At 37.1% G+C, this 11635-nt stretch carries 11 protein-coding genes and 1 pseudogene; 6 read left to right on the plus strand and 6 right to left on the minus strand.

What is annotated here, in order from left to right; genetic code table 11:
* Positions 1-196: pseudogene (locus IQ244_RS10755) on the plus strand (IS5/IS1182 family transposase); the annotation flags it as partial.
* Positions 197-291: 95 nt separating this feature from the next.
* Complete coding sequence (locus IQ244_RS10760; RefSeq protein WP_193893408.1) at positions 292-2148, plus strand: P-loop NTPase fold protein; 1857 nt, start codon at positions 292-294, stop codon at positions 2146-2148.
* Positions 2149-2347: 199 nt separating this feature from the next.
* Here IQ244_RS10760 and IQ244_RS10765 read toward each other — a convergent pair whose 3' ends face one another.
* The 3 genes from IQ244_RS10765 to IQ244_RS10775 form a co-directional block, all read right to left on the minus strand.
* A complete protein-coding gene (locus IQ244_RS10765) occupies positions 2348-2680 on the minus strand; it encodes a XisI protein (RefSeq protein ID WP_193893410.1) in 333 nt (110 codons plus the stop codon).
* Entirely contained in the window at positions 2647-3084 is a 438-nt protein-coding gene (locus tag IQ244_RS10770) for an element excision factor XisH family protein (RefSeq protein WP_193893412.1), read from the minus strand. Before IQ244_RS10770 ends, IQ244_RS10765 begins: the two co-directional genes overlap by 34 nt.
* A gap of 783 nt (positions 3085-3867) precedes the next feature.
* The gene (locus tag IQ244_RS10775) at positions 3868-5502 is read right to left on the minus strand and encodes a hypothetical protein (RefSeq protein WP_193893414.1); all 1635 of its coding nucleotides are present in this window, start codon (positions 5500-5502) and stop codon (positions 3868-3870) included.
* A 112-nt stretch (positions 5503-5614) separates the two neighbouring features.
* On the opposite strand from IQ244_RS10775, the gene IQ244_RS10780 reads away from it, so the two are divergent.
* Complete coding sequence (locus IQ244_RS10780) at positions 5615-8767, plus strand: alpha-mannosidase (protein WP_193893416.1); 3153 nt, start codon at positions 5615-5617, stop codon at positions 8765-8767.
* Between the two features lie 155 nt (positions 8768-8922).
* On the opposite strand, the gene psbN is transcribed toward IQ244_RS10780, so the two are convergent.
* On the minus strand, positions 8923-9054 hold the full coding sequence (gene psbN / locus IQ244_RS10785; protein ID WP_193893419.1) for a photosystem II reaction center protein PsbN: 132 nt from the start codon (positions 9052-9054) through the stop codon (positions 8923-8925).
* Positions 9055-9139: 85 nt separating this feature from the next.
* Between psbN and psbH the strand changes: the two genes are divergently transcribed.
* The 3 genes from psbH (at position 9140) to pth (ending at position 10519) form a co-directional block, all read left to right on the plus strand.
* Entirely contained in the window at positions 9140-9343 is a 204-nt protein-coding gene (gene psbH, locus IQ244_RS10790) for a photosystem II reaction center phosphoprotein PsbH (RefSeq protein ID WP_190706689.1), read from the plus strand.
* 188 nt (positions 9344-9531) lie between these two features.
* Positions 9532-9804 carry a TatA/E family twin arginine-targeting protein translocase gene (locus IQ244_RS10795; protein WP_193893641.1) on the plus strand — a complete coding sequence of 91 codons (273 nt, stop codon included), beginning with the start codon at positions 9532-9534 and terminating at the stop codon, positions 9802-9804.
* 76 nt (positions 9805-9880) lie between these two features.
* Entirely contained in the window at positions 9881-10519 is a 639-nt protein-coding gene (gene pth / locus IQ244_RS10800; RefSeq protein WP_193893422.1) for an aminoacyl-tRNA hydrolase, read from the plus strand.
* Between the two features lie 218 nt (positions 10520-10737).
* Here pth and rpsU read toward each other — a convergent pair whose 3' ends face one another.
* Together rpsU and IQ244_RS10810 are read right to left on the minus strand one after the other, a co-directional pair.
* Positions 10738-10917, minus strand: a complete 180-nt coding sequence (rpsU, locus tag IQ244_RS10805; RefSeq protein WP_086686558.1) for a 30S ribosomal protein S21 — start codon at positions 10915-10917, stop codon at positions 10738-10740.
* A 338-nt stretch (positions 10918-11255) separates the two neighbouring features.
* Complete coding sequence (locus tag IQ244_RS10810; RefSeq protein WP_193893425.1) at positions 11256-11600, minus strand: hypothetical protein; 345 nt, start codon at positions 11598-11600, stop codon at positions 11256-11258.
* Positions 11601-11635: the final 35 nt, after the last annotated feature.

The raw sequence follows: 11635 nt of genomic DNA on the forward strand, positions 1-11635 counted from the left end.
TTGCGAAGATAAAAAGAGTAATCGAGACTTAGCCAAAGTTCGAGTTGTCGGTGAGCATATTAATCGGAAACTAAAGATATTTAAAATCTTGTCTGACCGTTATCGCAATCGGAGAAAAAGATTTAGTTTGAGATTTAATCTCATCGCTGGTTTGTACAACTATGAGCTTCGTCTCCCTAAAACTGAATCTGCTTAACTGACTTTTGCAAGAGGTCTAATAAATAGCAATATTAGGCTAACTTAAATATCTAGCGCCAATTACACTGTAGTCATTAAAAGTGAATAAAAGTTATGGCTGAAAGCACAGAAGAAGAAAATGTTGGCGTTAATAGAGAAGAAGCTGAAAGTATTCTCAAGAGATTCTTGGATAACAAAGATTATAGAGTTTTAGCTATTAACGGAAAATGGGGTATTGGAAAAACCTATTTAGTTCAAACATTTTTAAATAAACATACAGAAAGCTATTATTTGTATGCTTCTGTTTTTGGTATTTCTTCAATTGAACAATTAAAGTCAAGGTTAATAGCTAATTACAAAAATAATCTAAAGTTTGATAATCAATCTTCTCAAAGAAAAACTGAGTTAGTTGTTAATTCTACCAATAAATCTCTATTTAATATCTTTGAATGGTTCAAGCGTACTTTGGAAAGATTAGAGAAAACTCCAAAAATGGACTTATCATTTTCAGAAAATTCCTCTATCCCAATAGCAGGATCGTTAATTTCTATTGCTGGTGATTTAGCACTTGAGATACTTTTTAATTTAAACGTTAAAGAAAATTCGATTATATGTATTGATGACCTTGAAAGAAAATCCCAACTAACGCTAGAAGAGATACTTGGGTTTGTTGAATATCTAGTGCAAGAACGCAAATGCAAACTTATTATTATTTATAATGAAGATAATCTAGTAGAAACAGATAAAAAAGCCTTAAATGATTATCGAGAGAAAGTAATTGATAGAGAATTGAAATTTGCACCAACAGTAAAAGAAAACTTAGATTTCATATTTAAAGATCATCTTAATGCAGAGATAATTAAAAATGTTTTTATAAAGACGGGTACAAATAATATTCGAGTTATACGCAAAACTAAATGGCTTATTGATGAACTTATTCACTTCATACAGGATTGGGAAGATAGTTTACGTCATCAAGTTTTAATAAATAGTATTGTTATTACTGTGGCAAAACTCGATACAGATTTTTGTAAACGCTTATCTTTTGATGGTATAGATCCTATTGACACTATAATATTATCACGAGCCTACAACTATCAACAACTTCAACAATATCAAACAAAATATCAAGATGAAGATCAGAAAACTACTATAAAGAAATTAGAATTTCTGCAAAAAATAGAAGAAATGGGTTATAGATATCTAGAACAACTAGATGAATTAATAAGTAAATTAGTTAATACTCCATCATCAGATTCCACTGAATCAAAATTTAGGGAAAAAGGTCATATTCTCAATCAAAGAGAAAAAAGAAATCAAATTATTGAAAAATTGAATGATTTGCAAAAAATATATTACAAGAACAGTTACTACAACTCATTTGCAGATAATGAGCAAGATATCATTAATGGAATTGTTACTTTTCTCAAAGAAAATTATCTTCAATTGAGCCTTGAAGAATTTGAAAGAATTGAAAGATTTGCATCAATTTTAGGACTTGATATTTCTGAATATGAAAAACCTTTATTGGAAAAAATATTAACGGAAATTTTTGAACATAATTTTTATGAAAATTTAAGTAATTTTTTTCTAAAATTACTTAAATATCCTGATTTACAATCATCTTTGAACGATAAAATCAAGGAATATCACCAAACATTAGACATTACTACAGTCTTGAAAAATATAATTAATCCTGATTCATTTTCAAGATCACCTAGACTACAACAAGATATTGAGTTCTTAAGAAGTCTTACTTCTGATGAATATTGTCAATGGCTTAAAAAAGATCATCCTGATTTATTGCGAATGGTTGAATGGATTCTTAATTCCGGGTATCAACCTGCACCCAAAAATTTAGAACAAGCTATTCGTAAATTAGCTGAATCTAGCCAGATAAATAAAATTAGAGCCAAGTGTCTTTATAAAATAGATATAGATTATCCTTCTAATAGTGATACTACAAATTAGTTTTTGAAAGACCTATGCATTCAACTTGTATATTAGTGGTAGCTAACTGATCTCTTCACAATGATTCTGTTAATTGGTGAGGATAACCTAATCAAATGGTTGTTTGATAATATGCTAGGTTAATATGTAAAATGATAAAAGAAAGAGAAAAGCGATTGCTCATCTAGCATTTTAATTAAAAGTTATTTAATAACACATTTTATCCCACAGCAAAGTCAGTGTAATGTCGCATTTTTGGCGGATCAAAACCTAAAACAATATCTTGCTTGGGAACACCCAATTCTACTAATTCATTTGCAATACCTACTTCTGTACCATCCTGCTGAACCCATATTTTGCCATTGATGATATCGAGGTGAAGGACTGTACCATATACCCGCTTAGAATTGCGCCAACCAACATAAACTAGTTGGTAGTGGTCATGTTCGATATCAAAAATAGTTTGAGCTTGGATGCGTTCATCCCACACAAGTTTAGCGTGTTTGTTTAGCAAATTCTTTATATGTTGTTTATATTCATCGACGGTAGCCATCGTTCAATTACCTCCCTATCAATATCGTAGATCAATAAAAGAAGTTGATTCTGCACTACAAGTGCTTGAATAAACGAGGTTGCAAAAAATCGCTCGTAAATATCGCTGGACACAGCTAAATACAAAACTCGTTGTGGATCTTGAGAATTTAAGGCAGACCTATATGCTATAAATTGCCCTAAAGCTCCGTAAAACTCGGAAATTTTTGATGGGCCAAGAAAGCTTTTGATTTCTATAGCGATTTTCCATCCTTCTCTCTCGGCTGCAATTACTTTTTTTGCACCAAGGTCAATAGCTAAGTCAAATGTACCTGCTTGCAACGGGTAGGGGTCATGTGTAATTAGCCAGCCATCTTTTTTGAGAGCAGTTTTGACAACTTCATGAAAGGCATCTCTAGCAGACAAAGTTAAATATTACTCAAAAAAATGTGTTGACAAGCAACTATTATCTCAAAAATCAAGGTTTATATTTCTAAATTTCTGTGGAGGATGCTTTAAACGGCTAATTTTGATTAGACTACTATGTAAAATAGTAAAAGCAATGCCACTAATTTAATACCTGAAGAATTTGTTTTAGATCCATCAGATACAGAATTCACAGCAACTGGATTAAAAGTTATTTCTAAAGTAAGAGTAACTAGAGTGGTTACAATTGAGCGTAGATTAATTACCAGACGCATAGGTAAATTGGGAGCGAACCAAATTCAGCAGTTAAATAAACTCATGCTTCAAGCGTTTCAATTGACATAATAGCAATCAAAGAGCGATCGCTATGAGTCTAACTACAGCAAAACAGTCAATAGACAAAACTTAAGCGTTCATTGATAATAATCATTTTTCTAAAAAATTTGTAATTTTAAAATTTGATGTACCCTCCCAGCAGTGGTTTAAACACGCGTTTACTTGAGCATCTGCTACATCAGTAGATTCTTTAGACGCATTCAACTGTACGGCTGTCACAATGTACTCAAAAATAATGACAAACTGTTTTTGAGGCGAAATTCTCTCAACTACAATTGTTTCACCTACCTGGGGTATTTGGGGCAAATTGACTACAAATGTTTCAATTTTTGGTTTATCTAGTGGATTTTTGAAATTGAAGTATTTACAGTAAACGATAATTTTCACAATAATTAAATTTCAAAGGTCAATGGTTATTAATGATTTTCTATTCTGCTGCTTAATTTATTATTTACCTCGCCACATCTTTTGTAAAAACTTAACACCTTTTCCCAATATTTTTTCTAAACCAAGCATAATTCGATCAAGCAACTTTAGAATTTTCTCTAATAAGTGTTGTTCATATTCAATGGAAGTGGCTTTAATTTCTATCCAGTCTGGCTGAATTTCAACTTGATGATTATGGCTTTGATGTTGGATAATTTCTCTTACCTTACTTTCATTCTGAGAAATACTAGTTTCAGTTGGTTTAACATACTCAACTTTTCCAGATACTTTTGTGCTTGACGTAAGGTGGTGATTAGGCTTTTTCCGTCTGACTAAACCAGAGCCAGTTTTTGCTTGTGATACAGTCAATTTTGTTTGTGGAGATAACCTGACTGATGTACTAGGAGATAGGGGAGGATTTATCTTTGGTGTTGGGTTTGCTGTTTGCTCAGTATCTAGCTCAGAATTACCAAATAAATCGCCCCAACTTAACCAAGGATCTATGACTTTATTTTGATTGTGTAATTGACGTTTTTTAGATCGAACCTGATAATTTTTAGAAGGCAATAATTTTTCTTGGGTGTAGCTAAGAGTATTATCTGAATCAAGTTTTTTACCTTTAGCAACACCAAAAAAATAATTGATGGCTGCCTCAATTAAAGTTTGAAAATTCAGCGTTTGTGTTTCTAAACTATCTGATGTAACAGTAATCTCTGCTGGAGTAACTAACTCGTCTTTTCCATAAAGAAATACATTAAATTTTGTACGAGTTATGTTAATAATCTCTTGGCTATTTTGTTGAACTGGAAATAAAGATTTTTCTTCTAATTTAGCAAAAATAGTATCCAAAATTTCTAAGATTCTGCCAGAATTGATTAACTCTGGGCTGATTCCTGTCGCTGCTAATGAAATATTGCTTGTATGCTCACCTGTTAACTTGGCTAATAAACGATGAATTTCTGGTAATAATTCCGGCTGTTTCTCAGATATAGTTAATTGTTGATACTGCCAGTAACTAGCAACTTCACTAATAATTCTGTCTAATAATTTTGTTTGTTGTTGAGGTGTCAAAATATCGAGAATTTGATTATTAGCAGTCACTAACACTAAGTTACGATTTTCCAGAGTTGTAGCAATTCCTTGTACTTCTGGCAAATAACGTTGGAGAACATTCTTTAGCTGAGGCGAGGTGAGATGGCTGGGGGAATTGTCTGAAATCGTTAAGGATTGAGACAGATCGGAGTTATTTGTTTTACTATGTGGAAACAATTTCTGCCACCATGTTGCCAAGAGTTGAAAACTTGGTGGCGTTTTTGGAGAAGTGACAGATATTTCCGTAGATGGAAGCTTTTGGATTACTTCTAAGACACGCTGTATAGGCGTATCAGCAGTTGGGGGAGTTTCAAGTGGGCGATCGCTATAATTTGGTTGTAACTTTAGCTTAGTTTGTGGTTCTTTGGTATACAGCGTTTTCACCTTGGACTCGGTTGACTGTAATAGTAGATACAACGGGTAAAGTAATGCTTCTACACCCCATTTAGTAGCAACTTGCACTTGTCGAAAGGATTGTTCCCATCGTTCTGTCAACCGCCGAGATTGCTGGTGGACAAAGTTAAAGAGTCTGCTTTGATAACGCCCAGAAGAACCAGATGACATGGTAATGATTTATGAGTTCGAGTTTTGTTTAGTTTTAGTTGTGAGACTCCCGCCAAAAAATAGATAACGACAAACTGTTAATCATCGTAAGTGCCATCATCTTAGCGAAAATATGACCCCTCCTGTATCTCAATCTCAGACAAATTTAATCTCCGAGACTATTGAGCAATTACGCTCTTGTTGTCAAGTTAATGTTCAGTCTACTTGGCTATACCAGGAATGTGACCAGAGTATTACTGATGTTGTTACATCTAATTGGTCTGATTGGCAACCTGTAGAGTTAAATGCTAAAGGACATATCGCTTGGACAGCGGGAAAACAAGTTTTATGGCTGGTACAAAAGCTAGTAGTTCCCCAAGATTTACAGGGTTATGCTTTGGCGGGTTTGTCTTTGCGCTTGTCTTTGGTTTGGTGGGCTGATGCGGCTGAGGTTTATGTTAATAGTGAATTAGTCCAAACAGGAGATTTGTTTGATTTTTACCCCAGAGTATTGTTGAGTCAAAATGTATCTTTTGGAGATGAGTTTATCGTAGCTTTGCGCTTGGTCAGTCCGGGACATGATAATGGGGCTTTGATGCGATCGCTTTTAGTCTACGAGTCTACCGATTATCATCATCCTGACCCTGGTTTTGTGGCTGATGAGTTGGCGGTGGCGCAGTTGTATTTGGACAAGTTTGCGCCGGAACGGTTGGATGGGTTGGCGGCGGAGATAGAAAGAACGAACCGCAGAGGCACAGAGTTCGCGGAGAAAGAGAGGGAAGAGTGGGACAAATATCTTTTGTCTTTACGCCAAAAGTTATTTCAATCTAAAATCCAAACTCTAAAATCTAAAATTTGCTTGTTAGGTCACGCCCATTTAGATTTAGCGTGGTTGTGGCCTGTGAATGAAACCTGGAATGCAGCCCAAAATACTTTTGAGTCGGTTCTAAAATTACAAAAAGACTTTCCCGAATTAATTTTTTGTCATTCTACGCCCGCCCTTTATGCTTGGGTGGAAGAACATCGCCCAGATTTATTTGCAGCCATCCAACAAGCTGTAGCGGCGGGAACTTGGGAAATTATTGGCGCTACGTGGGTTGAACCAGAATTAAATTTGATTAGTGGTGAATCGATCGCCCGTCAGTTATTGTATGGCCAGCGATATTATCAAGAAAAATTTGGCAAGCTTTCGACCATAGTTTGGGTTCCTGACAGCTTTGGTTTTTGTGCAACTTTACCGCAGTTTTTTGCTAATGCAGGTGTGGAATATTTTGTCACTCAAAAACTGCGGTGGAATGATACTACTAAATTTGATTATGGGGCTTTTTGGTGGCGATCGCCTGATGGTAGTCAAGTATTTAGTTTGATGTCTGCACCTGTAGGTGAAGGCATTGACCCAATTAAAATGGCAGCTTACACTCTAGAATGGCAAGCCCAAACAAATTTACAAGCATCACTCTGGCTTCCTGGTGTGGGCGACCACGGCGGCGGCCCTACCCGTGATATGTTGGAAATTGCTCAACGCTGGCAACATTCCCCAGTTTTCCCAGAATTAGAATTTACAACCGCCGAGAAGTATTTACAACAAATTAATCAAGCAGACTTTCCTAGTTGGGATGATGAACTATATCTGGAATTCCATCGCGGCTGTTACACTACTCATGCTGATCAAAAGCGGTGGAATCGATATAGTGAAAATTTACTCTATCAAGCTGAACTCTTTGCGACTTTAGCAACTATTACTTGTGGCGCAACCTATCCCAAAGCAGACATAGAAAAAGCTTGGAAACAAGTATTATTTAATCAATTTCACGATATTTTACCTGGTTCTTCGATTACTCAAGTTTATACCGATGCTTTGCCAGAGTGGCAGCAAGTCCAACAAGTGGGGACAAGAATATTAGAAGAGTCAATGCAAGCGATCGCATCTCACTTTACCTTACCAGAACCACCAGAGCCAAATAGTTTACCGATTTTCGTCTTTAATTCTCTCAATTGGCAGCGTTCTGAGGCAGTTGCTGTCACCTTACCCACAACTAACCCAGCATGGCAGATATATGATGTCGCTGGCAATCAACTCATATCTCAATTAACTCAACCAACAACACTACTATTTTTAGCCACCGATATTCCCCCTGTCGGCTACCGTTTATTTTGGCTAGTTCCAGCATCCCAACTCCCCAGCAACTCACCATCACCCACCCCTGATTTTGTCCTCGAAAATCAATTTCTGCGGGTAGTTATTGACCCAGATACAGGTGATTTATCCAGCGTTTTTGATAAAACTCACCAACGCGAAGTATTACGTGGTGCAGGAAATCAATTGCAAGCCTTTAAAGATAGTGGTCAATATTGGGATGCGTGGAATATAGATCCGAATTATGTAGAACACCCCTTACCCGCCACCAGCCTCAAATCTATTCAATTGCTAGAACAAGGGCCAGTGCAATATCGCTTACGTGTGGTGCGTCAACTAGGCGAATCGGAATTTTGTCAAGATTATATTTTACAAGCAGGTTCATCTCTGCTAAAAATTGCTTCCACCGTAAATTGGCAAGAAAATCAAGTATTTGTTAAAGCCGCCTTTCCCTTGAATGTCGAAGCAGACTTCGCTACTTATGAAATTCCCTGCGGTGCTATTCATCGCCCCACTAAACCCCAAACCCCCGCAGAAAAAGCCAAATGGGAAGTACCCGCCTTACGGTGGGCTGATTTAACCGGAGAAACAGAACTCGGTATTTACGGAGTCAGTTTGATTAATGATTGTAAATATGGCTACGACGCTCAACCAAATCAACTCCGTCTATCTTTGTTACGCAGTCCCAACTGGCCAGACCCAGAAGCCGATCGAGGCTTTCACGAATTTACATACGCTTTGTATCCCCACGCAAATTCTTGGGAATCAGCCCAGACTGTACAACGTGGCTACGAATTGAACATTCCCCTACAAGTCTTTTCTCCTCAGCACTCAGCGCTCCACACTCAGCACTTCACACTCAGTACTATTGACCGTATCAGTTTCTTAAATTTAACTTCTCAAAAGTTAATCTTAATGGCACTAAAACCAACAGAAAACGATCCCCAAGAGTTTATTTTGCGATGCTACGAATCACAGGGAGAAACAGCCGAGTTACAGTTACAGAGTGATTTAGGGCTATGTCTCGGAGAAACAGTAGATTTATTAGAACGCCCCTTAGATATTGCTGAATTTTCCGGCAGTCAGCAGTTACTTATAGTACAACCCTGGAAAATTACCACTGTCAAAGTGATACAACAATCAGAGTAACTTTTTCGATAGCCGAAGCAGGTAGATAGACAGTCTACCGCCTAGCATAAAAGTACTGAGTGCTGAGTAAATATACTAGTCACTCTTCCATGCTTGGTTATTAAATAAGTTTCATCAAAACTGCCTTCTGCCTCCTATCTCCTGCCTCCTACCTTCTAATCTTCGTGATCGTCAAAGGGATCTCCCAACTCCTTGCTTGGTGGGCCAAATGAGGTATAAACTCCATACGCTGTAATGGCTACAAGGATTGCGCCGACAGAAATGCTAAGAACTATTGCGGGTTCCATAAAATATAGATTTATTATGAGTGCTATTCTTATAGAATATTACAGAAGATTAAAAAAAGCTTTGGCAACTAATCTTAGGTGAACTATGGCACAACGGACTAGGTTGGGAGATATCCTGAGACCTTTGAATTCTGAGTATGGTAAAGTGGCTCCAGGCTGGGGAACTACCCCCGTAATGGCCGTTTTTATGGGGCTATTTTTCGTGTTTTTGCTAATTATTCTGCAACTTTACAATAGATCAATCACAATTCAGGATGTGTTGGTTGATTGGCGCAGCTTAGGCGGCTAAATTTACAACGTAGCAATCAAGCTTGCGTATTCAGCGAACTTACACCCGGCTTGTCCGGGTTTTTTTGTAAGTTATGGCCTTGAAAGGTTAGCCTGAAACAAGTAACCATAGTAATGATGGGGAAATATTTCATTTTAAATCCCCACTCTCCTAACTTCGTCTGCCTGCATACTTATAGGAGCGATCGCGTGAATATATTTGGTATTGGTCTGCCAGAAATGGCTTTAATTATGATAGTGGCACTGTTAGTCTTCGGCCCGAAAAAATTGCCAGAGATTGGTCGTAGTGTTGGAAAAGCAATTCGCGGTTTTCAAGAAGCTTCCAATGAATTTCAAAGTGAGTTTAAACGAGAAGCCGAACAAATCGAACAAGCTGTGAAAACTACTGCTGAAATCGAACCCAAGCAAATCGAACCTGCTCAACCACAACAAGATACGGCTAATTCTTCTCAAACTAGTTAGGAAAGTTGCTGAGTGTTGAGTATAAGCGCCTCTAACACCTTAAGATAGTGCTGCGAATCGATTGATTTTAAGTGAAATGACAGAAGTTGGAACACAAGCAGCTTTGGTAATTCCCCAACTGATTGTTGGTTTGGGGAATCCAGAGCCGAAGTATGAACAAACACGCCATAATATTGGCTTTGCGGCTGTTGATGCTCTAGCTCGTGCTTGGCAAATTTTCTTGGCGGAAAATCGCAAGTTTCAGGGAGAATATGGCGAAGGTACAGCATTTGCTGGAAGTAAAATTCGCTTGTTGAAGCCGTTAACTTACATGAATCGCTCAGGACAAGCAATCCAAGCTGTCACAAGTTGGTATAAATTGCCGCCAGAGTCTGTGTTGATCATCTATGATGATATGGATTTGCCTCTGGGAAAAACTCGCCTGCGCTTATCTGGTTCTGCGGGTGGGCATAATGGTATGAAAAGTGCGATCGCTCATCTCAGCACGCAAAATTTTCCCCGTTTGCGTATTGGTATTGGTAAACCAAAAGATGCAGCTAACACTGATAACTCAGAAACTGTCTCTCATGTATTAGGAAGATTTTCTGCGACTGAAACTCAATTGATGTCTGCTGTACTTCAATTTGTCGTTGAATGTGTAGAAATGAGCCTAAAACAAGGAGTCGAAAAGGCGATGAATCGTTGTAATAGCCGCACTGTTGAACTTAACCATTAATTCTCAATTGTGAGTACTTTTGTGAGTATGGCTTCAGAGTAATTACAACTTCTTAATATCTATCAGAATAAACTTATTTAGTATGAATAAAGCAATATACCCAAACCTATGCCAGATCTGGGTAAATCTTACTAAATTTCATGTGAGTATTATGGCAAAGTGCTGTTGCTGATTTAGAGTTACGTCTTTAAGCAACGCCAGTACCAAACCACATAGGTTTATTTAAAACGGCGCTTGCGTCTGGCTGCTACGGCCTTACGTTTGCGCTTTTCTAATGGTGTTTCAAAATGTCGATGGTATTTAACGTCAGCTAATATACCAGCTTTAGATACTTGGCGCTTAAACCGACGTAGCGCTGAATCTATTCCTTCATTTTCGCCTAGAAGCACTTGGGTCATTCTATTGCCTCATTTATGAATAATTTCCATTGTAATAGTAGCCTCCAACTTAGCCAAACTCCTCTGAATTGCGGTTAAACATCTTAGTTTGGGCAAGTGCAGAGGGGGATACAGATGATGGGGTTTTGGTGTCTCCTTAAGTGGAGAAACTGCTATAAAGCAGAAAAAAGATAAATACTATCTACTATGGCAATTGAGTATTTTATACAATGACTAGCAAATGAATTATTGTCTGTTTACAGCAGAGTTTTGCGGAAATTTGCACTAAAAATTTTTATAACTATTATTCTTAAAACAATGTAATAATTAATACCAATCTAAAATAGATATGGCATGATTTAAAAGTTAATTCTGCCCTGATTTAATAACTTATATCCGGCGGCTAGTGCAGTAAATGCCACACAAAAACTCCACAAACTAGTTGGTTTTAAAATAACTCCACCACTTAAAAAAACTAGCACGATGCCAAGACATAGCAATATCCAGCCAAAATTGCCAGTTGCTCTAGGAAAGAAAATCAATGCAAATATACCTGCCATAATTGCTAGAACTGAACCAGTTGCAGGCAAACTACGATAGAAAAATGAATAGTAACCGCTAACAAATACAATGTTTTGACCAAAAAAATATAACCCTATAAATAATAAAATTAAGCCGATAAATTTGCTGAAAAGCCTACCCATAATTATTTGACTCTTTGTGGCTGAATCTGGAATTA

This window comes from Nostoc sp. LEGE 06077, assembly GCF_015207705.1.
In the GTDB taxonomy this organism is placed as follows: Bacteria; Cyanobacteriota; Cyanobacteriia; order Cyanobacteriales; family Nostocaceae; genus Nostoc_B.

Coding starts and splice junctions, on each gene's coding strand:
- IQ244_RS10760 (WP_193893408.1), top strand. CDS start 292: ATGGCTGAAAGCACAGAAGAAGAAAATGTTGGCGTTAATAGAGAAGAA.
- IQ244_RS10765 (WP_193893410.1), bottom strand. CDS start 2,680: ATGGCTACCGTCGATGAATATAAACAACATATAAAGAATTTGCTAAAC.
- IQ244_RS10775 (WP_193893414.1), bottom strand. CDS start 5,502: ATGTCATCTGGTTCTTCTGGGCGTTATCAAAGCAGACTCTTTAACTTT.
- IQ244_RS10780 (WP_193893416.1), top strand. CDS start 5,615: ATGACCCCTCCTGTATCTCAATCTCAGACAAATTTAATCTCCGAGACT.
- psbN (WP_193893419.1), bottom strand. CDS start 9,054: ATGGAACCCGCAATAGTTCTTAGCATTTCTGTCGGCGCAATCCTTGTA.
- psbH (WP_190706689.1), top strand. CDS start 9,140: ATGGCACAACGGACTAGGTTGGGAGATATCCTGAGACCTTTGAATTCT.
- pth (WP_193893422.1), top strand. CDS start 9,881: ATGACAGAAGTTGGAACACAAGCAGCTTTGGTAATTCCCCAACTGATT.
- rpsU (WP_086686558.1), bottom strand. CDS start 10,917: ATGACCCAAGTGCTTCTAGGCGAAAATGAAGGAATAGATTCAGCGCTA.
- IQ244_RS10810 (WP_193893425.1), bottom strand. CDS start 11,600: ATGGGTAGGCTTTTCAGCAAATTTATCGGCTTAATTTTATTATTTATA.